Consider the following 25,335-nt stretch of genomic DNA (forward strand, 5'->3'; position numbering starts at 1 on the left):
TCCTTCAAAGATTTTATCCAACGCACCAAGAGGTTCATCGAACATCAACAGCGCGAACCCGGCGCGTGGGCGCGAGCGGAGTGCCACGCGCTGCTGCTCGCCGCTCTGAAAGGTCGGTTACTTTACGGTTTTCGAAGCCCGTCAAATTGACCAAGTCCAACATCTCGGCGACTCTGGTTTTATTATTTCGCGGTGACGCTTTTCTCATTTTCAACCCAAACGCGATGTTGTCAAAATGTTGAGGTGAGGGGAAAGCCCATAGTCTTGAAAGACCAAGCCAAAGTCGCGGAGGTGAGGCGGTGTTTGGGCGAGGTCAATTTGAGCCAAAGTGAAAACTGTCCGCTTGCAGGAAACTCCAGACCAGCGATCATCCGCAAGAGAGGGGGACTCTTCCGCTGCCCGATGTGCCGAGCAAACAAATGGTTTCGCCCTGCGCAACGGAAAATGAAATGCCGCGAGAAGCGGTTTGCTTTTTCAGGTTTTGAAAATGTTTCGTACTTCGAGCATTTTAAAATTCTCCAGAGTCGGGAAGGCGCAGTCTTCGATGGCAAGAATCGCAAGCGTGGTGGAGCATCAGCAGAGTCGCTATTGCCATCGCCTGACCGAAATTGAGACCGCTAGGCTGGGCCAGAAACCGTTGAATGGCAATCGGGATGGTCGGATATTTCCAGCGGGTGAGCAGAGGGTCGCGCCAAACTCGCCGAGCGAAACCGTGAAAGCATAGCAGCGGCGCTCAACGTGGCGCGCGAAAGGATTGGAAATCAACAGTTTGCCAAACGCGGAAAGGCGATGCGCCCAACGTGGATGCAGCTTAACGCGGACGTTCAGGAACGGATGCAAGCGCAGGCTGAAGTGTGCGAATGGCAAAAGGAAGCGCAACAAGCGTATGCGCGATGGGAACGAACCACGGCGACGCAAGCGAACGTCCGAAAGAAATGATGAAACCCAACCCAAGCATGACCGCCGAAGAACCAAGCGGAAGCATAATAAGTGGGTCGAGAAATTTTTCGAGTCGGGTCGGTTTGGCAAGCGCGTACGCGGCGGGATAACCAAGTGCGAGCGAAAGAAAAACGGTGACGCTGGCGTACCCGAGTGAATTGGCGGGGCCTGAATCGGCGGGACGTAGAACAACGATCCGCGGCGGTTGATGAAAAGTTCCTTATAGTAGTCGGTTGTAATCCGTATTGAACTTCGCTGCGTTGACCACGGTCCGCTTTCGAGGCGAGTCAGGAGCGGATGGGGAGGGAATCAGGTGGAAGAGCGAAAAAAGTAATGAGTAATAAGTAAAAAGTAAAAACAAAGATTCGTTCGCGGATGGTTTTGGGTGGACGCGAGGCTGAAAAACGCGGCGCGGTTTGGGTCGTGACTTGATTAATGGTGCGGGTGTAGAGAATAGAAAGATGAGCGGGAAAATCAATTGAACGATGAAAGCAATGCGGCAAGCGGCGGTTGGGAGCTTGAGCACACGCAGATAAATTTCCACTTCGAGGGTGGAGAAATTTGAGCCGCCCAATAAAAGGATGACGCCGAAGCTGGGTGAAGTCAAACATGAAGACGAGCAGGGCGGCAGCAAGAGATGGACGCAATAATGGCAGGGTGATATTTTTCCACACATGGAACGAGTCCGCGCCGAGGGAACGGGCGGCGGCTTCGAGTTTTGGGTCGAGGCGTGAGGGGCATTGCCGACGATGCGGATGACGATGGTGGTGTTGTGAAAACGTGGCGTGAGGATCAGGATGAAGAGGAAGGTGAAGCGGAAGTCTGTGAGGGGATGAGGGAATTGAAAGTGGGCGACAACGACTGTGGGAAGCATGAAGGGAACGGCGGTGAGAGCACGAAGTAATGACTTGCCGCGAAAGTCGAAGCGGGAGAAGAGGACGGCGGACGGTAGACCGAGGACGAAGGTTAATACGGTGGAGAGAATTGCCTGATAAAAAGTGAATCCAGCGACGAAGAGGATGACTTCAAAGTTTTTTTGCGTGAAAGCGGAGGAATCAAATGCAAGGGTGATCGGGAGATTGATGAATGGAAAAAGGTAGACAGGTAGGAACGTATATTCGGATACACGTTTTGAAAAAAGTTTTCTCTTTCAGAATTCATACTGTCTACCTGTTTACCTGTCTACTTTATATACTCGCCTTTCCCTACTTCATCGCCTCTGTCCACGCTTCGATCCATGCGTCGCGATTGGATGCGATCTCTGAATACGAAGCGGCGGGACTCTTCGGCAACTTGTGTACTTCACAAACACTTCAGGAAGTTTTGCGTTTTTATTTACAGGATAGACGAACATATTCAACGGCATATCTTCCTGAAATTTTTGACTTAACATAAAGTCTACGAATTTTTGGGCGAGGTCATTGTTTTGTCCATTCTTTAGGATGCCCACGAACTCGATCTGACGGAAGCACATATCAGATGCAACAATGGATGCGGGTCGGGCTCCAGCTGGAGCAGCGATGTAAAAAAACACCGCGGCTGGGCTGGATGCGTAGGAGACGACCATTGGCTGCGGCCCTTTGCCAGAGGATGCGGAGAAGTTGGTGTAGTAGGCGGTCTCCCATCCATCCACAACGACGACACCATTATCTTTCAGGCTCTTCCAGTAATCAAGATAACCGTCACCAAAATGGGCGCGGGTGGCAAGCAGGAAGGCGAGTCCAGGCGAGGATGTGGCAGGGTTTTCCACAACCAGCAAATCCTTGTATTCAGGCTTTGCAAGGTCTTCAAAAGATTGGGGAAGAGGAGATTATTTTCGGCGAAATAGATTTATCGTAGTTGATGCACACATCACCATAGTCCACGGGCAGGGCACGGTTGGACGGGTCGAGTTTGAATTCGTCGGCGATGTTGGTCAATTCGGGTGATTGATACGCTTCAAAAATATCCGCTTCGAGGGCACGGGAGAGGAAGGTATTGTCCACGCCAAAGAGGATGTCCGCGATGGGGGCATCTTTGGTGAGGATCGCTTGAGCATGGAGCCTGCATCACCGCTTTGGATGAAAGAGACTTTGGCGTTGTTTTCTGATTCAAAAGCTTTGACCACGTCCTCGCTGATGGCGAATGAGTCGTGGGTGAGGACGGTGATGGCTCGCGATTCCGCAGGTTTGGGGGCGCAGGATGCGAGAAGTAAAGTGAAAAGTAAAAAGTAAAAAGTGATGTGTTTCATAATTAGACTCCGGTATTTAGTAATCAGTGGTCAGTAATCAGTCAATTCTGCGGTGGACGATGAACAGCAAGCCAGATCTGATTTGGATAGTGGCAGATTCACTCATCATTTCATTGCTGATACCACGTGTTTTGTTTGGGTATAAGGTTTCGTTTTGCAAAGGCCATTTGAGACCTATGGTAACGATGCCTGTCACTGCCCTGCCACGGGATGAGCGGAGACAAGGTCACTGGGTGTTCCGGTAATTTTGCAGGTATCGCGGCAAAAAAAGATCTCTTCGATGCCGTCATCGAGGCGAATGTCCAAGTCGCCGCCCTGAGCGTATCGAAGGGTCAAAGATCGAAGATCGCTGATGAGAGCAATGTTGCCGAGGGTTTGGTCCAATCGCCCACCGAGGGCAGCAAGGATGATGACTTCTTGCGGATTTAAGGTCAGCGCGTGTTGAATGGCAAGTTCAAGATCTGTTTCATTTTTATCAGCGGGGAATTGAACGACATCAACTCCGCCATCTTTCATCTTTCTTCTTCTTCATCCGTCACCGAATCCAGATCGCCGATCAACACATTTGGCATTCTTCCCAGCGCAAGCGCGTGGCGTGTTCCACCGTCTGCGGCAATGATGAAGTCCTCTTTGTGCAGCAGGGCGCGGGCTTTTTCTTTATTTGGCAGTTCACCGTTGGCAAAGATGATGATGCGGGATATTTTTGTTTTCAAATGATCGTCCTTCGGCTGCGCTCAGGATGAAATAAAATAGCCATCCTCGGGCGGAGGATGGCTGTTATTGAAGTCAAGAGTCCCTCCGCTGGTATTAACCAGATCAGGTAATGCGGGTCGAGCGAAGTACGCTCCTCTCAGCCTTTCGAAAAGGCTCCCCGTTCAATTGTGAAGTCAGTATATGTCCGCGATGAGCAGATGTCAAGTCAAAAATCAAAAATAAAAAGACCGTCATTGTCTGACGGTCTCGTTAGCGTACTCTGCGTTTCCATTCCTCTTTCATCTGCAATTCGCGCGGACTTGCGCCGGAGTCAAGTGCGAGGAAATCGGTCATCAGACGGTTAAACTGGGTCGGGTTATCAATCATCGGGAAATGGCCGGTGCCTTCAAGGTTAACCTGATGCATGTGAGTGGGAAGAGAATCCGTCCGCTCCTGTGAAGGTGGGGTAACAGCGGGGTCATTTGGCCCATACACAAACAAAGATGGAACTTCGTAATCGCGGAAGCTCGCCAACAAATTGCTCGATTGAAATCCTGCCATCGAAGCAGAAACAGCCAGCGGGTCCGTTTTTGATACGTCTGAAAGGGCGGATGTTGCTTCGGGTGTGCGTGCTGCCAGCCATTCAACCAATTCCGGCATGGTGGCAGTCCGCATGCGAATTAACCGCATCATACTCAAGCGGACAGTTGCCATCATCCGATCTACACTTTTCGGCCATTGTTTGATGAACGAAAACCCAACCAATGCGCCGAGGTCAGCCCAACCAGCGACCGCGAAATTCCCATTTCTTCAAGAAAACGGTTGATGAGATCGGCCTGTCGCTCAAGGCTGTAGCGCAATGGATCATGCGAGGTATCGCCAAAACCAAAGAGATCTATTGCGTATGCACGGAACGATGTGGATGCGATCTGCATGGCGTTGATCCAATAACGCCATGACCCGACCCAGCCGTGCAGAAAGACAATAGGACGGCCGCGTCCTAAAGCCTCGTAATGCACCATCGAACCATCAAGAATAATTGCGCTCATAAAAATTTATTTGCCAAATTTGGAAAGAATGACCTTTACACGTTCGGTGAGTTGATCTGGGGCAAAAGGTTTTAACAGGTATTCCTCTGCGCCTGCATCGAGGCCGGTTTGAATTTCAGAATCCTGTCCTTTGGCTGAGAGAAAGACCACGGGAATATCTTTTAGAACCGGTCGGCTTTCATTGCGCGGCAGGCATCATAACCGGTCATCTTTGGCATACGCACATCCATGAGAATCAGGTCGGGAATAACGACGGATGCCTGCTGCAAGGCTTCCTCTCCATTGGCGGTAGGCGTAACTCCTGCCCCGCAAAACGCAGGGTGAAGGCCACAAGCTCACGGATATCGGGTTCGTCTTCTGCTAATAAGATCCTTGCCATTCAAACTCCATTATTTATAGATGGGCAGAGTAAAGGAGAAAGTACTTCCCTCACCCGGCACACCTGTGCTTGTCATCCAGATGCGTCCATTGTGCATCTCCACCAGTTGACGGACGATCGGCAATCCCAAACCGGTTCCTGGTGTTGCAAGAACGAGGGGATGCTCGCCGCGGAAGAACCGTTCAAAAATACGTGACTGATCTTCAACGGCAATGCCCACGCCGTTATCCTGAACATCCACCTGCATTTCATTTCCCTGTTGATGAAGCCGGACAAGGATGGTGCCGTTGTTGGGCGTGTAGTTATAAGCGTTATCCACAAGATTGCCAGCATTCGGCACCCGGTCACCATCGCTAATCACTGCGGGTACTTTCTTCGGCGAATCCAAGGAAAGCGCCATGGGCTTATCTTCTGTCTGTGAACGGCGCAGAACATCGGCGATAATATCTTCAGCAATACTGTGCAAATCCACCGATTGCGGATTAAGGGTGACACGACCAGCTTCAATGCGTGAAATATCAAGCAGGTCACCAACAAGAATATTGAGACGGTCAATATTGTTGCGGACAATATCCAGGAAGTGCAGCTGATTTTCGTTCAACGCGCCTGCCGCACCCATCGTGAGAATATCCACGTAGCCTTTAATGGCAGTCATCGGTGTGCGTAATTCGTGACTGACCGTGGCGACAAATTCAGATTCAAGCGGTCCACTTCCACTTCACGTGTAATATCGCGGAAGATGGATACTGTGCCGAGGAAGTCATTTTGCAGGATCACCGGCGCAAGATGGACGAGCGCGATGCGTCCATTTTCCAGTTCCAATTGTTCGGCGTAGGTGTCACCCGGTTCATACAAAGACGGGTCTTCAGACCAGCGGCGAATGGTGTCCATCCATGTGCTTGCGGCTTTTCCGAACAAGCCTCCGAAGGAATCCAGGGTATTGCCAAATAGATGATCCTGATCGAGTGCAAGAATACGCTCAGTGGATGAGTTAACGAAAGCGATGCGATTGTCACTGCCGGTCACAAGTACGCCATCTGCCACGGCTTCCAGGATGGCTTGTGAACGACTGGCATCTTCCTGTTCTTTGCGAAGCATGACGCCCAGCCGCTCGGCCTGGTCGCGGATCAATTCATATAAATGCGCGTTGTTGATCGCAACTGCCACCTGGCCGCCAATTGCTTTTACGAGATTGAGCATTTCTGCGCTGAAGAAAGATTCTGTGCGCTGAAAAACCATGAGAACGCCGATCACATCTTCACCCACAAGCATGGGGACCACAATCGAACTGCGATGGTCAATGCCCGCGGAACTTTGCACCCAGCGCGGATCTTCATGAAGATCATTGATCAATACAGATTCGCGATTCTGAACAACCCATCCCGCCAAGCCTTCACCGACTTTCAAAGTGAAACCCCGGCTGCCGCCGCCTGATTCATTTCGATCTGAAAGATAGCCGTATCCGGCGCGGTAATGCAAAAGATTATCTTCAGCGTGCAGGAGCATAATCGTACCTTGTTCCGCGCCAATGGCTTCATTTAGCAATGACAATGTACGATTAAGAGCACGGTCAAGATCAAGACTGGAGGAAACCTCTGTAAGAATGTGCAGGAGGGTTTCGGTGTTTTGTTGTTCGCGTTGTAGCTGGGCGGTACGTTCAATGACGCGCATTTCAAGCTGTGAGGCAAGGTTCTGCGTTTCAGCGAATAAACGTCCATTTTGAATGGCGACGATGGCCTGATTTGCAAGTGTACCGAGAATCTGCACATCCTCTTCACTATACACGCCCGCGTCATAACTTTGGACAGAGAGCATTCCAAGTGTTTTGCTGCCCACGATCATGGGGACAGCCACAATGGATTGAGTTTCTTCTCCTTCATTCCCTGCCAGCACCATGCTGATCGTATTGGCCTGTTCAGAATTTGAAATTAAAACCGGTTTGCCGCTTTTAATGACTTCACTGCTCATCCCCTGACCATAAGGCACAGGTTCTGCCGGATAGCGTTTTCCGCGATCGAGCAGATACACTGGATCAATTTCATTTTTCTCCTGATCCAGCAAGGTGATGACAAAAGAATCCAGGGGAACGAGGCGTTCAGCCGCTTTACGTGTTGAGACGTAGACCTCTTCAGGATCAAGGCTTGAGCTGACCTGGGAACTGGTTTCGTTAAGAATGGCAAATCGTTCCGCTGTGCGCACTGACATCTGGAACAGGCGCGCATTTTCAAGCGCAACTGTAGCCTGATTGGTGATCGTGCGGGCTACGTCCAGTTCATTTGATCCGAAGCGAATCTCGCTTGCAGTTTGGACAAAGACAAGCGCAGTAAGGTTCTGTCCACTGATAAGCGGCAGAACGAGCAAGCCCATTACGTTTTCGCCGAGCATTTCAACCAGCGACGCAAGATCGGGTTCATTGCGGGCATCGTCTGTGCTAAAAATACCAAGCGATTCTCTCAGCCGATTAAAGATGGGTGAATCGGGCAAAGGACGCGGTAGTGTATTGGGGCGCACTCGCGGGAGGAAACTTTCCAGAACGCTTGACCCCGCTCAAAGGTCGCAATGGAAACGCGGCGGGCGCCCAGGCCTTTGAGTAATTCATCTGCTGTCAAATTCAAGATCTGGTCCGCATCCAACAAGCCGGTCAAACCAGATGTGAAGCGGTTGAGTGTGCTCAGGCGCTGTGAGAGCGTTGATCCAATTCAGTGGCGCGGCTGACGCTATCTTCATAGAGACGGGCGTTATCCAAAGAGACCGCAGACTGGCTGGCAAAGGTCAGGCCGACTTGCATTTGTTCGCGCGTGTAACAATGCGCCTGCCATTTTTCCACGGCCAGTACGCCCACCAATTCACTCTTTGAGATCAATGGAATTCCAAGCCAGGAAAGACGCGGCTCTTCCACTGGTAAAAAGCGGGGGTCTTCGCGTACATCGTTGACCAAAATTGGCTGGCCGGTTTGCGCCATTTCCTTGAAGAGCGCACTATCTGCAACTGCAACTGATAAGCCCAGTCTTTGTTCGGCATCTGAAAATCCGCGAGCCGAGGCTACGGCAAGGCGATCTTTTTCACGCAGCCAGAGGGTGGCTGTATCGTATTGAATGACAGGGCTTAACTGATCCAGCAGGGAGCTGACCAATTGGTCGCTGCGCAAGCTGGAAGTTAGAGAAGCGGCGGCGGTATTCAAAGCTTGCAATTGCAAAGCGCGTTCCTGCGTGGCCTGCACGAGGCGCACATTATCCAATGAAAGTGCAACTTGCTGTGAAAGCGAAAGCAGGAGAACTTCATCTTCAGGGCGGAAAACACCGATCGTATTGAAGTTATCCAAAACCAGCAGGCCCAAAGCCTGATCGCCTGCCACAATCGGCACCAGCAAACTTGAGACCGGCAAACGCCCGCCTGTCGATTGACGATACAACGCAAGGTTTTCCGCGCTCAGGTTATAGTCGCGGGCAAAGTTAACTTCATCCACGCGGCGCGCTACTTTATTTTGAAATACGATGCCCGGCAGCGCTTCACCTGAACGATAGTTAATTCCCATCATGCTGATATTATCGGCATAGCCGGAAACAGCGCGGGAGGCAATCGTCTCAGTTTGCGGATTCCAAATGAGCACCGCGCCGGCATGAGCATGTTGGAGGACGCGGCGCGCGCTGTCTAGCAATGCGTTGATGATCGAATCAGGATCCAAACCTGAAAGCTGGCGACTAAAGTCAAGGAGCAGATTCACCTCGTCGAGACGGCGGCGGGTTTGGTTGAGTAGTGAAATGTTTTGCAGGATGATCGAAGTTTGCTGTGAAATCTGCAAATACACCTGACGATCTTCATCTGTAAAGGCGGTCATGGGTTCAGGGGTAACCGCCAGCATGGCGGCTACGATCTTGCCTTCCATGGATACCGGTAAACAGATGACACCCTTTGCACGCAGCGAGGTGAGTAATGAAGCATCACGCCACTCATCGTCTTCATCCAGGTTGGCAATGAGGATCGGCACACCCGTTTGCAAACAGGCGCGCAGAGGATTGCGCTGGCCGAACAAGGCATCTACATTTGTGGAACGCGGCAAACCGCCCAACACATGTAAAAGACGCGAGCCATCAGGGGTGTTCTCTGCCACAAGTGCAACAGACATTCCCAATTGTGTAAGTGTTTCACGTCCCAGAGCTGAAAGCGCAGAAGACGCATCCAATTGACGACTGACAGATTCAGTAATGGCAAGACCAGCACGAACACGCTGTGCGCGGCGATCCAAATTATGTAAAGAGATGGTTTGCTCAAGGTCTTTGTGAAGCAAAATGGGAAGATCGTTTTGGGTGATCTCAAGCAATTTCTGCTGACGCTGCAAGCCTGAAGAAAGAGAATCAATACGAGCGCGCAGATCACTCTGACGCAGGATATTGCCAAGCAGCAATGCAGCCTGTGAAGCGAATACTTCGACCGTTTCAATGGTTGCCCGATCCGGACGCAACCCATTGGCCGGATCATCCAAACTGATCAAGCCGATAATTTCACTTTCAGAATTTTCAAGCGGAATCAGTAATGTGTCATCTGCATCCCAGGCATTGTGAGATTTCACCGCAGACTCTGAAACATCCAGAGTTACCATATGCACATCAGATGGAACTACTGGAGATTGATCAATGGGAATAAAGTAGGAACGGCTGATCTTAAATTCCGGCCTCATCAATTGTTGAATGCCAGACAAAGGCTGTTTGCGTGAGAGCAATTCATTAAGCGTATCCTGTGGGATACCCACAGCTGTAACACGCCGCAAAAGTTTCGCTTCTTCCTCGACCATGCTCACCAACACCACACGGAAAGGTGTTGAATCTCGAATACCACGGGCAATGGCCTGCAAAGCCTGATCGAGCGGCTGATCGTGACCGAGGTTGTAACTAACATCTGTCAAACGCACCAGGGTATCTGCGCGGCGGCGCATCAACTCAGCCCGTTGTTTTTCATTTTGATAACGCTGCGCATTGCTTAAAGAAACACTCGCCTGAGAGGCCAGCGCGCCCACCAATTCAACGACCTCAGGGGTAAAGAAAGCGGGGCGGTCATCATGCAAATCAATTAATCCGATGGCACGACCCTGCACCATGATCGGCATGATCACTGCAGAACGCACTCCTTGCAACGCGTGTGCAGGGGGAGGTGTGCCCTCCTGCTCATAATCAACAACAATCTGTGGATCGCCGCTTTGCAGGGCTCTCTGCTCAATGGAGGTTAGTTCACGTCCACTATCACAGCCGGCAAAAAATTTGATGCGCGGCTCTGTACCGGCACCATTTGGGTCATCATCAAATAACACAATGGATAAACATCTGGCTTTTACTGCACGCAAACCTTCATCATGAATAACCTGGAGCAAATGCTTAATATCAAGCGAAGCTCCCAACTCACGGCTTACACGCGCAATCGCCGAAAGCTGATCGATTCGGCGGCGCAGAGAATCATCAGTTTGAGCCAGCAAACTCGCTGACTCCACAGCCGTGGATAATTGACCCGCCGCAGTGGCAACTACTTGAAGATCATAAGTATTAAAATAGTCGGCTTTGAAACTCCCCAGCATCAACTCACCGATACTTCGCTCACGCGCAATCAATGGGACAACGATCACGGACTCCATGCGTAGCGCAGTTGCCAATGGACGGTAGGCAGGCAGCACTCTACGATCTGCGCTCAAACGTCCCGACAAAAATGGCTTCTGACTGCCTGAAACCGTATACCGATAATTGGGATCATCAACAAAAATTTGAATAAAGGTACTGCTAAGCTCATCGGAAACGCCAAAAGTTGATTCACGGCGCAGCCGTAGTTCGCCGCGCGATTCGTCCATAAGGAAGATCGCACCCGCATCCGCCTGAAAGAGATGGGCGAGTTCCTGCACAGAATATTTTAGAATCTCTTCAAGCGTTGCAGAGGAACCTGAAAGACTCGCAATACGGCGCAAGGCATCTGCACGCTGCGCACGTGCGCGCGCCTGCTGCACCAGTAAAACATTTTCAATAATGGCGGCGGCCTGATTTGCCACGATATTCATCAAACGCACTTCCTCCGCCGAAAAGAAGGAAGCGCCGCGTTGATAATGTCCCACCTGTAAATATCCAAGCATTCGTCCCGAAGAAAGCAAAGGCACAAGCGCCGTACTATGAAAACTGGCTGCAAGAGCAATATCAGAAAGCCCAAGCACACGCCAGGTCTCATCCCCTGCGGGATACAGGGTAATGATCGGCTGCTGACTTGTAATCACACGGTCTGCGGGGCTATCCACCAGCACGGTGGTTCGATAAATATCAACCAAATGTGACGGCAATCCATGAAAAGGATTCTTTCCTTCGAGTGTGCGTTTCTCTTCATCATAAAGAAGAAAGCCGACGATCTCTGCAAAAAACAAAGGAGTGATGCTTTCTACAAGCCGTGCAAAAAGGTCCTGCATATCACGGACCGTGCCAAGTGTCTGATTTAGATTCGCAAGACCCGCAAGCTCCGAAACCCGTTTCTGCTCATCCTCATAAAGTTTTGAATTGCGGATCGCAACAGCCGCCTGACCGGAAACAAGGTACAACAAATTAAGATCATGCTGACCAAACGCCCCGCCTCCGGTTTGACCCGCCTCCAGCGTACCAACCAGTTCGCCGCCTGCGATAAGCGGAATTCCCAAATAAGACTGAACAGCAAGCAACTCACCGTTTACAGTCAGTTCAGGTTGTGCGCGCGCATCTTCAAGCATGATCGGTGTGCGGCGTTTCACCAATTGATCTGTCAGACTTCCAAATTGAGAAGATACAGCGCGGATCACATCGCCGGTATTTGTGTCAGATTGCCGAAAGTGATACGGGATCAAAGCCTTATCATCTGCATTCCATAATTTCAACTCAAGCAGGTCTGAAGGAACAAGGCGGCTGACATTATCCAAAATGGATTGCATGGTGGTCTCAAGATCAAGACTCGCGGCAATCGCCTGGCTAAACTCTGTCACCACCCGCAGAATTTCATCAGATGCGCCATTTCCCTGATCCAATGCCGGACTCAGGTCTTTTCCCCGTAAAGAAAGAAGCATCATCGGGAATACACCCGGCACTTCATAAGACGCAATTTCCACCACCTTACCAGTGATGGAAACACGTTTCTGTCCGGGGCTTGCACATAGGTCTAAAAAGTCATCTGAAGGCCGCACTCTTCGCGCAAGGCGTTCCAGATCATACGGTTCATTTTCGCGCAGATCAAAAAACTCGCGCGCTGGTGCGCTCATATACTCAACCCGTCCACCGGGTTGAAGAATAATCACAGCATCTTTTGATTGAGTAGATTCGGGGAAAGTCAAAGGTCGGGCATCAACTTGCGGCGCAGCCGCCTGTGTGCGCGGCAAAATACGCAAAGCGACCAATATCAGCGCAAGGAATATTGAGCCAACAAATAACAGCCCAATGCCCAATCCAGAAAACATGGATAACGCTTACCTTATCACGAGGCAGGGGTGGCTGCCGCGTCCTGTCGCCGCGCTTCTGCCGCGAGCTCCGTAATTTCACGGATATCAGCAAAAGATTGCAGGCTTGGTGAGACCAATCCCGCGGCAAATGTCATGAAGCCAACTTTTTCCACGCCGCCCTCTGCGGTGGGAGCCTGAATAAATCCCTGTTGACGGTCTATAAAGTTATAGTGCGTCAGCACTTCATTTGCAAAGCGTTCCTTTAATCTCTGACGAATTTTTGGCGCGGCCTCATCAGTGGTGATAATAATAAAATTATCCCCGCCCGCGTGACCGATAAAATCACTGGTTGTGCCAAGCTCATCCACCACTTCACCGATCACCATGGCCGCAAAGCGTAATACATCATCGCCTGCCACAAATCCGTAAACATCCTTGAACGAGTCAAAATTATTGACGCGCACATCGAGCAAAGACCATTCCTTCTCACGAATGATGCGTCGTAATTGCTCTTCGATCAAACGACCGGCTGGCAAACCAGAGCGCGGGTCGGTGAGGCTCTCGCGTTCCGAGCGGCGAATGGCGCCCTGCACACGCAGTTTCAATTCCTCAATATCAAAGGGCTTGGTAATGTAATCATCCGCACCCAATTCAAGACCCTGCAACTTATCACTTCGTTCATCTTTTTGTGTAAGGAAAATCACCGGAATATGACTGGTGCGCGTGCTGGTCCGCAAATTGCGGCACACTTCATAGCCGTCAATATCCGGCAGCATAATATCCAACACGATCAAGTGCGGCAGCGCGTGCTTTACTTTTTCCAAAGCATCCCGGCCGCGATGCGCTACATCCACGTCATATTGCAGACCCGTGAAGTAGATCTTGAGCATATTGGCAATATCAACGTCGTCTTCCACTACCAAAAGGCGGGCATTACCCATTTAAGCCTCCTCTACCGCTTGTCATAAACAATTTTACTTTCTTAAGAAAGTACGGGTAGAAAATATATTTCCAATTAGATGCGCGGCGTTTTATAAGCGCGCCGTAACCCTTTACGGGCATTTTGTAGAACACTTTCGATCTGTTTTTCTGTTACTTCACGCTCGAACGAACGAAACCCGCTCATTCGAAATCCATGACGTTCGGCGATCGCGGTGATATCCTGCACACGTTCGAGTGTAATATCCTTACCCACGGTGTAATCTTCAAACCGGCCTTCCAATGCCAAAGCAATGGTCTCAGCCATACAGGCATAAACTTTTCCTTCAGGAAAACCAAAATTAAAGTGAAAGTTTGCCGGGCCAGGCACATCCACCATGCCGCCGTCAATCACTAATATATCATCTCTCACCGCCGCTACCATTGCAGAAACATCACGGGGACGCGCCACATCGCAAATCACGCTCCCGGGCTGTAAATGTTCAGGTCGGATGACATCATGAATGGAACTCGTCACCGTCAGGATCAATTGTGCATCCTTCAAGACATCCATCTTCGTGCTGATGACAAGCTCGCTTCGCGCGTGGACCTTGAGCCTGTCTCGCAGAACTTCAAGTTTTTTCTCATCCCGGGCCACAAGCAATGTCTGGGCTGCTTCACCAGCTAACAGTTCAGCACAGACGCGTCCAATCGCGCCAGTTGCACCGACGATGGCCACCGTCGCATCTTCCATTTTTATATTCATCACCCGCGCCGCATCGCGTATGGCTTGCACGGCCATTGCCACAGTAAATGAATCGCCAGTGGTGACGGGGATATCCAGGTCGTTTGCGATCGTTACGCCGCCATCGCCTACAACAGATGTAAAAGCGCCAAGGCCAAGAATGTTCGCTCCGAGCTTTTCAGCCATGCGGCCTGTTTGAACAATTTTACGATAGACTGTGCGCTCCGGCAACTCCATCATGCGTTTTGGAGTATACGGACATGCAAGGAACCAGCCTTTAATCACCTTGCCTGTAGCTTGTGAGGTGATTCCTTCAATTTCCGAGATGTACACCGGCGGAAAAAAGGTGGAAAAAAAGTCGATCTGCCCTTCGCTGAGCATGCGTCCTAAAAATGGGAATTTACGGCTGACATCTCGCTTGGGATCGATGGGGTGAATGATGAATGCGAAACTATCCATTTTTTATTACCATGACTCTGAATCTGCCTTTGAGTCTTTGTGATACAGGGTTTGATGAAGATGCGAAAGTTTAAGATGATGATGATCGCTGTCTGCAAATGAAATGTCACGGTCGATCACACGGCGTTCCTTTGAAGCAGCCAGGACAACATCTGATTCAATGGTGCGCGCCGGGTAAATGATCATGCCTGCGCCGATGCGGCAATTATGCCCGACACAGCCGCCCATCACTGGCCGGTTGGAAATGCTTAATTTCCCATTCCCGTCACGCGCACGTATCGGAGCGGGGATCAGGTTGTAATCTGTCCACGTGGAGCCGGCGCCAAGAAAGGTGTTTCTTCCGATCACACACATTTGCAAGCAGGTGTTTTGTGCCACCATGCTATTTTCCATCACGGTTGTCATAAACAAGGATGCACGGAATGGAAGAAACGCACCATCTCCCACAACCGAAAGCATGACCTGCACATCCTGCGAAACATTGACATTGTTTCCAATAATACTATTTTCGATCACTGCTCCGGCGTTGATGGTTACATTATCGCCAATGATCGCCGGACCATGAATCACAGCGCTAGGGTCGATCACGCACCCCTTGCCAACCTTTACAAGTTCCGAAGATTCCAGAACCTGCCTGCCTTCATAAATTGCCTTGCCAATAATCTTTAATTTAAAACCCAGATCTTCATTCAGCCGTTTTTCAAAACGAGCCCCGTGCGCAAATTGACCAAAGACCATATCGGCGATAAAGACATGCACCCATGAATCAATTGCCATCATGGCACGTAAGGGCACTTGAAACACAAGGTCGCCGCTTTGATCTGCCATATAAGTCGGGACATGGTAATAGCCGATCTCACGCGCTTGCATGTCAATTACCAACGGCTCCACGCCAGCCTTGGGGCCTTGCGGGTAGTACCATAAATCTGCGAGATATAAACTTCCTGCGGGGGTATAGGATGTAGAAAGCGGCAACGCGTGCTCACGAAAAGCGGGATCATCAGCCCGAAAAGCAGCGCGCACTGGACGGTTGCGCCTTAGGGCCTCTTCCATAAAGGCCTCAATATAGAATTTATCGAAGAAAAGATTGTCGCGATAAACAATGGTAGGCTCGCGCACAGGCTGTAAAGGTTCGCCTTGTTTTAATTCCATCTCGCGCGTTACATAGGGCGCAAGTAAATTGCGCTGATGCAGCCAAAGCGGGGAATTTTGAATGCGTAATTCACGCGCCGGCTCGCAAAATGGCATGATTTGGCTCTGCGTGTGAAGAATAATTTTTAGCATATCAGATGATTATAAATCAAAGTATGTGATGAAACAGCCCAATACATAAAACTGACAAGCAAATTATGCACCAATTTCCCGTTTACGAGAGAGGAACTCGATCTATTACGATCGTGCAGGCCCCATCGCCCCGTGCAATACAAGCTGTTTCTTCCACATTAAATATTTTCCCCCCGCTTAACCAATAAAGCGCCTCCTGTAATAACCCTACAGCCAGATGACAGACCGGCTCATCTGCTTTTCTTTGCCAGCACAGCGGACAACGCTCAATGTGCCAGAATATTTGATCTTCCTTTTCTTCCACCCGTACTTTTTGATCTGTATGCTTATTAAATAGATCGGCAAAGGCTTTTATGCCTGTATGTAGTTTTGTAGAAAGAGGAAGCAGACGAAAGGCCATCTCGGTCAACCCGAGGATGGAGCCATATTCTTTAATGCCGTATGTAAAACAGGCGCGCCCGGCACGCAGGGCCAATCCACGCCCGCCGCGCGGACCATATTTTTTCTCAAGCGCATTCTGCACAGAGCCAACATCGTCAAACGAAAAGGAGCGGTCTGCACGAGACGGCGGATACTTTTGCACAAATTTTTCAAGGGACGCAAGACGAAGAATAGACTCGACCCCGCTCTGGCCTATCACTTCCTCCATCCCTTGAAAATGATCCTGCCCATTTTCTGGGGATAGAAAAACGCTTCACTGCTCATGAACTGGGAGACTCTTGATCAAGAAATGTTTTCAACTTCTGGCTAAATGTGGTTGGCTCTTCCAGCATGATAAAGTGACCTGCCGTTGGAAAACGCTCGATCACCGCATGAGGGATTCCCTTTTGCAAGGGCTGCCACTGCGAAGGATGCACGATCACATCTTTATCGCCATACATCCCCATGACCGGAACTTTGATCTGCGGCAGAACGGGAATCAAATCTGTGCGGCGAAGCGAAGCGATGGAACGCAGAAAAGACTCGACTGTCGTACGGGAAAGATCACGATCCATCATTTCTGGAAAACGTGGATCCCTGCAAATATAAGGCGAATAAATTTTCATCCCTGCACGAAAAACGCCCATCATATTGAACAACATAAATGCAATTGGACGATACCCGGATAGTTTTAACAAAGGCGCAAGCGAAGACCCCACAATCGGGGACCCCACCACCACCACTTTACTTACACGCTCAGGGTATTTAATGGCAACAGAAAGGCTCACCGTTCCGCCCATACTGTGCCCCACCAGGGGAGCATGGACGATACCCAATTGTTCCATAAATTGATTAACAAGGCTGACAAAATCAGAAACCGCATATGTATCGCGTTTTTTACCTGATTCACCAAACCCCCAAAAATCCAGCGCATAAGTTCGGTTGAACGCACCCAGATAAGCCATCGTCTCCTGCCATAACCCCCAGGAGCCAAGCCATCCGTGCAAAAGAATTACCGGACGTCCTCGTCCGTATACTTCGTAATGAACTATTCCCTGATCAGTGGTAATTGAAGACACAGCAAACGATTGACCTGTTTTCCTGCTTTTAGGAATCCATTTCTTTAATGATACTGTACAGCAATTCAAGCAAAACCGTTTTCACAGTATCACGATTCGTTGCAACACAGGGTAAAAGCTTTGTATGACTATCAAGGCGCAAGGCATGGCGTACATCTTCGAGTTCCCAGGCATCTTCTGCATCCTGCTTATTCGCAGCAACCACAAAAGGCGTGGGCGCATAAGCGCGGAAAGTTTCCAAAATGGAACGAGCCTCACGGAAGGTCTCAGGTCTTGTACTATCCACCATCACGATAAAACCCAGCATTCCCTCTGAAAGAATCTCCCACATAAAATCGAAGCGTTTCTGACCGGGCGTACCGAATAGATAAAGAACCAGATCTTCATCCACTGTAATACGGCCAAAATCCATCGCCACCGTGGTCGCAGATTTCACCGAGCGTTCTTCATCTGAGGAGATTTTACGTTCCGTGGCAACCACATCAATTTCACTCACAGACTGAATGAATTGCGTCTTGCCTGCACTGAATGGACCCGTAACTACCATTTTGACCGTTTGCATAATTTCTATCCTTCCGAACCAGATAATTACATTGTACGAATGCGACCAATTAATTTATTAATTAATGTCTTTTGTTCTTCTTTATTCTGCGTCGGAAACTGCTTCGGATTTGGCGGAGTCGCCACTCCCGCAGGACGCGCCATTCACCAAACCAGCCTGCAGCAAACCGTATACGATCCTGCGAATTTCGATATCGCTCAATTTATTCGTGTTTGCGATCTGACGCATGGTATTCTTCGGATCAACAAACTTAACCACTTTCCACTCTTCCACGCTCAAATTCACATTGGTCAGCGGACGTTCCGTAAATTTAAGGGCCATATCAAGACTTGGAATTTCATCCTGCAATTGCTCCAACTCACGCAATTGACGCGACCCTTCAATAATAATATTCTCAAGATCAAGCCGCACATTAATGCGGTCCTCGGGGGGAAGCAGCTCATTTTCAAAACGAAAGATACCCTCAACCCACGTAAACAACTTCCGGATCATCTCTGTAAAATATCCCTGCAAATTCATAAGGATATCTTCCTGAGTGACATAACCAGCATTAATAAGAAGCAGGCCAAGTTCCTTATCGGTCATCTGGCCTGCACGGTCTGAGATCGCACGGTATTGATTGGCATTGATCTTATTGGCTTTATGCAAGACCACAGCCAGGCTGCCTTCTTCTTTTCCAATGCGGGCATAAGCAAGTTTGCCATCGCGAAAAGAGATATGCGCCTGCTCTGAAGGCCCATCTACAACCAATGTCCCAGTCTTACTGGCAAGGTTTATAAGATTGAGAAGTTGTGTGATCGTAAAATCACGTAAATTTCCACGAAGGGCCATAGTTCCTCTACTTAGCCACCCACGATGGGCTAGGTCTGAAAATTATACATGCAAGGTGATAATGCGTCAATTAACCTGCTTATCATTCTTGTGAGGAATAAAAATAATTCGTATTCCGGCCCGGTTCAACACAAGACAGATATTAAATGCATCACACCAATCGCTGGACGCAAACCACAAACTACCCCGCATCTGATCAGACGTGTGGCCTGCTGCTGTCCGATCGGCATTCGCTTACATCACAAATGAATCGCATAGAAACAGCCAACCCGCCGCGCAGATTTCGATCCGCTTGTGTAGAAAAAAATCTAATAGCCGTAATCTGGGTTCGCTATGCAAGATACGTTAATTCACTTTATCAAAAGATATACCGGGCACGACTATTAATTGAGGTTTTCCTTTTAACGCCACGCCGCCAAGTCGCAAAGATTCAAGGTTTTTTCTTGCCACCTTTGCATCTTTGCGTTAAGAATTATATTCGGCAAAAAGCGCAATTTGTTCCCGTAACGTGAATGTCTCGAATGAGCCGAATGACGCAAAAAAAATTTAATTCGTGGAATCCGCTCAATTCACACCATTCGCTTTAAAGCTCTTTGGTATTTGAACACATCACTTACATTTGGATCACTACCAAAAACGCAACCCTGGCAGGATTATGCATCAGTATCAAAGTGTAAAGCGACTTGCTTGCCCGTTTTCAGCTTATACAAAAACCGAAATCCCCCCAACTCCATCCAAATTATAGTGACTTTTGTCACACAGCTTTTGTTGCAAATTAACTTGTTTTTAATCTTAAAAATGCTTAGAATTCCGAGGTAATTGCTCATATTACATTAATATAATAAATACTCCAAACGAAGGAGGAATCAACCGGCAATATTTTTAACTGATTTTCTGTTCCACTTTCACAAAAAGGAGAATACCAAAATGAATTTCAAGAAAATACTCGTTTTGCTCGGTGTAATGATCGTTATTGGCGCAATTTTAGCAGCTTGCGGCGCCACACCTACAGCAGCCCCCACCACAGCAGCAACAGAAGCCCCTGTTGCGCCAATTCCAGATACCCCTTATCTGGCCGAATGGCAGGGTTCAGGCCACGCAGATGTAGCCAGCGAACCTTTCCGCCATTGGGATGATGCCACTGAAAACCCAGAGGGTGTGCCCACATCCTGTGCCAAGTGCCATTCGAGTGATGGTTACCAGGACTTCCTTGGTGTTGATGGCTCTGAAGCCGGCAAAGTTGATGCCGCAGTACCTGCCGATCACGCACAAGGCATTCAATGCGTTGCCTGCCACAATGCAGGCACCATCTCCAAAACAACTGTCATGTTCCCCTCCGGCGTAGAAGTCACTGCCGGAGATGATGTCCGTTGTATGGAATGTCACCAGGGACGCGAGTCCAAAGTCAGCATTGATGCAGCCATCGCGAAATTCGGTGAAGACGTTGACCCCGATGCCGTCCCCACACCATTCAAAGATGATCAAGGCAAAGACGTAACACTTGGCTTCAAGAATGTTCATTACTATGCTGCCGCTGCTACTCTCTACGGTAGCGAAGTGATGGGCGGTTATCAATACGATGGTATGAGCTACGACGCCAAGAACGATCACGTCGAAGGCTATAACACCTGCTCTGGTTGTCATGACCCGCATACCCTCGAAGTCAAAGTCGAACAGTGCGCATTCTGTCATGAAGATGTAGCCACCGCAGAAGATCTCAAGAATATCCGCATGATTTCCTCTGCCAACGATTACGATGGCGATGGCAGCGTAGATGAAGGTATGTTCTATGAGATCGAAAGTCTCCAGGCAGCCCTCCTAACCGAAATCCAGACATACGCCACTGCTACAGCTGGCGCTGAGATCAATTACGATGCCGCGACTTACCCATACTTCATGGGCGCCGATGGCAAAAACTACCCCAATTGGACTCCTCGCTTACTCAAAGCCGCTTACAACTATCAGGTATCCCTCAAGGATCCTGGTGCGTATGCCCACGGCAACAAGTACATCGTCCAACTGCTCGTCGACTCGATCGCCGACCTCGGCGGTGACACCAGCAAACTCGCCCGCGAAGATGCTGGTCACTTCGCAGGAAACACCGAAGCCTTCCGTCACTGGGATGGTGAAGAAGAAGGCAATGGCACCGTTCCGTTCGGTTGCGTGAAGTGCCATACTGCTACTGGTCTGCCCACCTACATCAAAGACGGCGGCACCACTGTAGTTACCAGCAACGGCTCTACAGCCATTACTGGCTTGAGCCCCATGCCTGCCAGCAATGGCTTTGCATGCTCCACCTGCCATAATGAAGAAGCCTGGCCCGAACGCTACGCTGTCGCTTCCGTGACTTTCCCCTCTGGCAAGACTGTCTCCTACGGCGGAAAAGATGCCGATGGCAAGTTCTTAGCTGACGACTCAAACCTCTGTCTCCAGTGCCACCAGGGTCGCGAATCCACGACCAGCATGAACAATTCTCTGCGCGGCAAGGAACTTGATGTGGTTGATCCTGGCGTCCGCTTCAAGAACATCCACTACTTCGCTGCGGGCGCAACCGTCTTCGGCGGAGAAGTACTCGGCGCCTATCAGTATGAAGGCAAAGAGTATGCGGGCGTAAACCTGCATGCTGGCGAAAATGGAGAAGCAAAAGCCAACAAGTGCGCCGACTGTCACGATGTCCACGCGCTTGAGCCCAAGACTGAATCCTGCGAAACATGCCACGGCACTGCTGATCCGACTACCATTCGCGAAAGCGACGTGGACTATGACGGTGACGGCGACGTAACCGAAGGTATCAAGGGTGAACTCGACACACTGACTGAAGCTCTCTACACCGCTATGCAGACCTATTCTACGGCGAACGGCGGAGAGATCAGCTACAACTCAGTAACCTACCCGTACTTCTTCGATGTTGATGGCAAAGGCTACGCCACCTGGACTCCTCGTTTGGTAAAGGCCGCCTTCAACTATCAATATGTTCAGAAAGACACCGGCGCATTCGTTCACAATCCGAAATACGTCATCCAGATCCTGATCGACTCGATCGAAGACCTGGGCGGCGATGTGAGCACCTATACACGTCCGTAAACAGTAATTTGTAACAAAAAGGGATGGCGAATGAAAATTTGCCATCCCTTTTTTACGACTTGTAATTCCTACAAAATTTGTCATAATTTAGGTGACATTAAACCTGCCTTAAAATGACACGTTGCACTTGTTGAAGAGTGATTTTTTGTTTACTATACAATTCGCACATAAAAGATAATATTTATGGAGGCTGTACTATGAATTGGCAGGTTCATTCTAAACGGTTTGGGTTTTTATTTTTTGTTCTGGCGTTTCTGTTTGCCCTCTTAGGGTTTTTTGCTTTATTCTCTGGCGAGAATGCATACGCCATGCAGCCTGTAAGGCAAACATCCGGCAACGAGGATTGCTCCGAATGTCACGAAAAGGCAGTCATGTTATGGACAGACAGCAAACATGCGGGCGTCCCTCTCAACTGTACTTCATGTCATGTTGTACTACCCGGTGAGGGCGAAGAACATCCTGAGTTGCAGTATTCCGTTGAAAGCGAAGAGAAAACATGCGCCACATGCCATAATGATCATTACACACAATGGTATGGCGGGCAGCACGGCGACTTGAGTATGAGCTGCACCACCTGTCATGAACCGCATTCGCAGCAACAAAAACTGATCGGGGATAACCAGACAACCTGCGAAGCCTGTCACAAAAAACAAGTGGATGCCGGACACGGCTCAACCCACGAAGCAGCTGGAGCAAGTTGTGTGTCATGCCATATTGGCAACGACAGCGGACATCTTTTTAACGCGACAATTTCCACCTGCAGCTCCTGCCATAGCGACATTCATGACACCAACAGCCTGGTACTGGCAGGCGTAGATTTTGCGGCTCAACCCGCAGCGACAGAGGTACCAGTTTCGACAGATGAAGCCGCTGTCAGTGAAGGTTCTGAGGCGGGCACAACTGAGGCCGCGCCTGAAACACCAAAAGGCGGCGTCAATCTTCCCTCCTGGTTGCTTTTAATCGCAGGTCTGCTGGTAGGTGGCGGCGTAGTATGGGTTGTAATCGGCAAAGATCCTGGCATTCCGACGGAAGATGAGAAATAACTTTAGTGGAATTGGAGGTCTATTATGAAAAAGACTCTGAGAACAAGCCTGCGGGAAAGAACGTCTCACGGCGTGACCTTCTCAAGGTAGGAGCTGCGCTTCTGGGCGTCACCGGATTGACACAATTTGTCGGTCTGAACACCCTCAAAGTGCGCGCCAGCGAAACCATTAACGAGGGCGGGCGGAAATGGGGAATGCTGATCGACATCAACAAATGTATTGGCTGCAACTACTGCACCTATGCCTGTCAGGCGATTAATAACCTTGCCGATGATATGCTTTATAACGTCGTCACTGCGGAAGAGACCCAATCGGGCGAAGAGTTCTTCCTTTCACGCCCGTGTATGCAGTGCGCCGAAGCCCCTTGTGTACATGTCTGCCCGGTGGAGGCAACCTACTACCGCCCGGATGGCATCGTCGCAATGAACTATGATCGCTGCATCGGCTGCCGATATTGTCAGGTGGCGTGCCCATACGGTGCGCGCGTGTTCAACTGGAAAGAACCAATTGAGCTTAGCCCCAAAGTTCCCGATTTTGGAACACCCGAGCTTAAAAATAGACCGCGCGGCGTAGTTGAAAAATGCCACTTCTGCTCACACCGCATCGATGAGGGCCTGGAAAATGGACTAACTCCGGGTGTTGATGCGCAAGCGACCCCGGCTTGTGTTGTGGTTTGCCCCACGAACGCCCGCATTTTCGGCGATACAAACGACCCTCAAAGCCCGATCTCCATTGCCCGAGCAGAAGCCACGGTCACTTTAAGACTACGTGAAGAACTAAGCACCGAGCCGCGCGTTTACTATATTCCCCCAAACCCAAAGCCTGAAACTCAAGAGGAGGCTGGTTCATGATTAACAACATTCGCTATCCAACCTTGCGTCTCGGCAAAACCTCAATCGACCTATTCCCCTTCTGGATCGGGTTGCTCAGCATTGGCTTCCTCTTTGGCTTGGTCGGTGCATTCGTCGTCCTGCGAGATGGCTTGGATGTCACCGGACTTTCAGACGCCGTCCCTTGGGGTCTATGGATCTCCATTGACCTTTCTGCCATCTCCATGGGCGGAAGTGCCTTCGTCTTTGGCGTCATTGTTTACATCCTGCGCATCAAACGCTTTGAAGTAATCGGCAAGCTCGCCGTCCTGCTCGGCTTTTTGGGGTACTCTACAGCCGGTATGGTACTGCTCTTTGACCTCGGTCAGCCCTTGCGCTTCTGGCACCCCATCGTCTTTTGGCAGCCACACTCCCTGCTTTGGGAAGTCACCATGTGTGTTGTACTTTACCTCAACGTATTGCTGGCAGAGTTATTGCCCATCGTGCTTGAGCATCCCATTTTCAAGACCCACCCCTGGCTGACGCGTTATCGTTTGCTTGGCAATTTGATGAACAAAGTTTATAGCTTCTCTGCCTGGCTGCATAAAGCCGGTCCCATTCTCGCTGTTGCCGGGCTCACACTCTCCCTGCTCCATCAAGCTTCATTGGGTGCCACCTACTCCGTACTTGCCGGACGCGGCATCTGGTTCAACCAAAGCGCACCTGTCCAATTCGTCTTATCCGCCATGAGCGGCGGCATTGCGCTATTGTTCATTACCAGCGTGTTCATTTTCCGAGTCATGCGCTCGGGTATGGTCAGTGACTCTGCGCTGTATGATGTGGCGCGTCTTGCAGGCGGCATCACTTTACTCCTCACCTACCTGCGCGTCTGGGATTGGGCAGTCACCAACTACTACAGCTTCGACCGCGAGATATTCCTGCAAACCCAAATCCTCGATACCATCGCCCCCTACTCACTCACCTTCTGGCTGGGGCAGGCGTTACTTCCGGTCATCGCGGGTTCCATTCTTCTTGCAGCAAAAAGCATCAAGAACTTCCGCTACCTCATGGCTGTCGCGGTCATTCCGATCATCGCAGCCATCATCACCCGCTGGAACTATAACTTTGCCGGTCTGATCGCCTCTATTTCTTACGATCCATTCACGCCAAACATCGTGCTAAATTCCTATACACCTACCTGGGTCGAGTTTGCAGTTGGCACCATGGTCATCTGCTATTGGATTCTGGCGTTCAGCCTTGCCGCGCGCTTCCTGCCTTTCAAATCAAGTCACGACCATCACGAGTAAATGACGTACCAACAAAATGCCCGGGAGATTATCTCTTCCGGGCATTTTTGATTCATGCAAAAAACACCCTCGTTCCCC

Annotated in this window: 24 protein-coding genes, 1 pseudogene and 1 riboswitch; of the genes and pseudogenes, 5 read left to right on the forward strand and 20 right to left on the reverse strand. The window is 50.0% G+C overall.

Features of this window, described 5'->3' with window-relative positions; all coding sequences use genetic code 11:
* Window positions 1–303: 303 nt before the first annotated feature.
* Window positions 304–612: a hypothetical protein gene (locus IPL71_RS23605; RefSeq protein WP_345325906.1), complete on the forward strand. Its 309-nt coding sequence runs from the start codon at window positions 304–306 to the stop codon at window positions 610–612.
* 199 nt (window positions 613–811) lie between these two features.
* Here IPL71_RS23605 and IPL71_RS23610 read toward each other — a convergent pair whose 3' ends face one another.
* From IPL71_RS23610 to IPL71_RS23705, 20 genes and pseudogenes are all read right to left on the reverse strand, one after another.
* A complete protein-coding gene (locus IPL71_RS23610; protein ID WP_345325908.1) occupies window positions 812–985 on the reverse strand; it encodes a hypothetical protein in 174 nt (57 codons plus the stop codon).
* A gap of 174 nt (window positions 986–1,159) precedes the next feature.
* Window positions 1,160–1,813, reverse strand: a complete 654-nt coding sequence (locus IPL71_RS23615; RefSeq protein WP_345325909.1) for a hypothetical protein — start codon at window positions 1,811–1,813, stop codon at window positions 1,160–1,162.
* A gap of 336 nt (window positions 1,814–2,149) precedes the next feature.
* Entirely contained in the window at window positions 2,150–2,689 is a 540-nt protein-coding gene (locus IPL71_RS23620) for a thiamine ABC transporter substrate-binding protein (RefSeq protein ID WP_345325911.1), read from the reverse strand.
* Between the two features lie 37 nt (window positions 2,690–2,726).
* On the reverse strand, window positions 2,727–2,924 hold the full coding sequence (locus IPL71_RS23625) for a hypothetical protein (protein ID WP_345325913.1): 198 nt from the start codon (window positions 2,922–2,924) through the stop codon (window positions 2,727–2,729).
* A 282-nt stretch (window positions 2,925–3,206) separates the two neighbouring features.
* Window positions 3,207–3,365, reverse strand: a complete 159-nt coding sequence (locus tag IPL71_RS26300) for a hypothetical protein (protein WP_514130854.1) — start codon at window positions 3,363–3,365, stop codon at window positions 3,207–3,209.
* Window positions 3,362–3,882: pseudogene (locus IPL71_RS26305) on the reverse strand (thiamine diphosphokinase). The gene IPL71_RS26300 and the pseudogene IPL71_RS26305 overlap by 4 nt, the downstream one beginning before the upstream one ends.
* Window positions 3,883–3,945: 63 nt before the next feature.
* Window positions 3,946–4,053: riboswitch (TPP riboswitch) on the reverse strand.
* Between the two features lie 79 nt (window positions 4,054–4,132).
* Window positions 4,133–4,579, reverse strand: a complete 447-nt coding sequence (locus IPL71_RS23640; RefSeq protein WP_345325918.1) for an alpha/beta fold hydrolase — start codon at window positions 4,577–4,579, stop codon at window positions 4,133–4,135.
* 5 nt (window positions 4,580–4,584) lie between these two features.
* Complete coding sequence (locus IPL71_RS23645) at window positions 4,585–4,911, reverse strand: alpha/beta fold hydrolase (protein WP_345325919.1); 327 nt, start codon at window positions 4,909–4,911, stop codon at window positions 4,585–4,587.
* A 6-nt stretch (window positions 4,912–4,917) separates the two neighbouring features.
* Entirely contained in the window at window positions 4,918–5,061 is a 144-nt protein-coding gene (locus IPL71_RS23650) for a response regulator transcription factor (protein WP_345325921.1), read from the reverse strand.
* Window positions 5,062–5,072: 11 nt separating this feature from the next.
* The gene (locus IPL71_RS23655; RefSeq protein ID WP_345325923.1) at window positions 5,073–5,180 is read right to left on the reverse strand and encodes a response regulator; all 108 of its coding nucleotides are present in this window, start codon (window positions 5,178–5,180) and stop codon (window positions 5,073–5,075) included.
* 120 nt (window positions 5,181–5,300) lie between these two features.
* Window positions 5,301–5,945, reverse strand: a complete 645-nt coding sequence (locus IPL71_RS23660) for a sensor histidine kinase (protein WP_345325925.1) — start codon at window positions 5,943–5,945, stop codon at window positions 5,301–5,303.
* A complete protein-coding gene (locus IPL71_RS23665) occupies window positions 5,942–7,801 on the reverse strand; it encodes a GAF domain-containing protein (protein ID WP_345325926.1) in 1,860 nt (619 codons plus the stop codon). The genes IPL71_RS23660 and IPL71_RS23665 overlap by 4 nt, the downstream gene beginning before the upstream one ends.
* 160 nt (window positions 7,802–7,961) lie before the next feature.
* Window positions 7,962–12,734: a GAF domain-containing protein gene (locus IPL71_RS23670; RefSeq protein WP_345325927.1), complete on the reverse strand. Its 4,773-nt coding sequence runs from the start codon at window positions 12,732–12,734 to the stop codon at window positions 7,962–7,964.
* Window positions 12,735–12,751: 17 nt separating this feature from the next.
* Window positions 12,752–13,657 carry a response regulator gene (locus IPL71_RS23675; protein ID WP_345325929.1) on the reverse strand — a complete coding sequence of 302 codons (906 nt, stop codon included), beginning with the start codon at window positions 13,655–13,657 and terminating at the stop codon, window positions 12,752–12,754.
* A gap of 74 nt (window positions 13,658–13,731) precedes the next feature.
* Entirely contained in the window at window positions 13,732–14,838 is a 1,107-nt protein-coding gene (locus IPL71_RS23680) for a shikimate dehydrogenase (protein WP_345325931.1), read from the reverse strand.
* Between the two features lie 6 nt (window positions 14,839–14,844).
* Window positions 14,845–16,086, reverse strand: a complete 1,242-nt coding sequence (locus IPL71_RS23685) for an LbetaH domain-containing protein (protein WP_345325933.1) — start codon at window positions 16,084–16,086, stop codon at window positions 14,845–14,847.
* Between the two features lie 118 nt (window positions 16,087–16,204).
* Window positions 16,205–16,771 carry a V4R domain-containing protein gene (locus IPL71_RS23690; protein ID WP_345325934.1) on the reverse strand — a complete coding sequence of 189 codons (567 nt, stop codon included), beginning with the start codon at window positions 16,769–16,771 and terminating at the stop codon, window positions 16,205–16,207.
* Between the two features lie 52 nt (window positions 16,772–16,823).
* The gene (locus tag IPL71_RS23695) at window positions 16,824–17,621 is read right to left on the reverse strand and encodes an alpha/beta fold hydrolase (RefSeq protein WP_345325936.1); all 798 of its coding nucleotides are present in this window, start codon (window positions 17,619–17,621) and stop codon (window positions 16,824–16,826) included.
* 28 nt (window positions 17,622–17,649) lie between these two features.
* Window positions 17,650–18,183, reverse strand: coding sequence for a GTP-binding protein (locus IPL71_RS23700; protein WP_345325938.1), 534 nt, complete (start codon window positions 18,181–18,183; stop codon window positions 17,650–17,652).
* Between the two features lie 81 nt (window positions 18,184–18,264).
* Complete coding sequence (locus tag IPL71_RS23705) at window positions 18,265–19,014, reverse strand: DUF4388 domain-containing protein (RefSeq protein WP_345325940.1); 750 nt, start codon at window positions 19,012–19,014, stop codon at window positions 18,265–18,267.
* A 927-nt stretch (window positions 19,015–19,941) separates the two neighbouring features.
* On the opposite strand from IPL71_RS23705, the gene IPL71_RS23710 reads away from it, so the two are divergent.
* From IPL71_RS23710 to nrfD, 4 genes are all read left to right on the forward strand, one after another.
* Complete coding sequence (locus IPL71_RS23710; RefSeq protein WP_345325942.1) at window positions 19,942–22,098, forward strand: hypothetical protein; 2,157 nt, start codon at window positions 19,942–19,944, stop codon at window positions 22,096–22,098.
* A gap of 197 nt (window positions 22,099–22,295) precedes the next feature.
* The gene (locus tag IPL71_RS23715; RefSeq protein ID WP_345325944.1) at window positions 22,296–23,141 is read left to right on the forward strand and encodes a cytochrome c3 family protein; all 846 of its coding nucleotides are present in this window, start codon (window positions 22,296–22,298) and stop codon (window positions 23,139–23,141) included.
* 5 nt (window positions 23,142–23,146) lie between these two features.
* Window positions 23,147–23,992, forward strand: coding sequence for a 4Fe-4S dicluster domain-containing protein (locus IPL71_RS23720; protein WP_345325946.1), 846 nt, complete (start codon window positions 23,147–23,149; stop codon window positions 23,990–23,992).
* Window positions 23,989–25,257, forward strand: coding sequence for an NrfD/PsrC family molybdoenzyme membrane anchor subunit (gene nrfD, locus IPL71_RS23725; protein ID WP_345325948.1), 1,269 nt, complete (start codon window positions 23,989–23,991; stop codon window positions 25,255–25,257). Before IPL71_RS23720 ends, nrfD begins: the two co-directional genes overlap by 4 nt.
* Window positions 25,258–25,335: the final 78 nt, after the last annotated feature.

The sequence above is a fragment of the Candidatus Villigracilis proximus genome (assembly GCF_016717045.1).
GTDB classification, from domain to species: Bacteria; Chloroflexota; Anaerolineae; order Anaerolineales; family Villigracilaceae; genus Villigracilis; species Villigracilis proximus.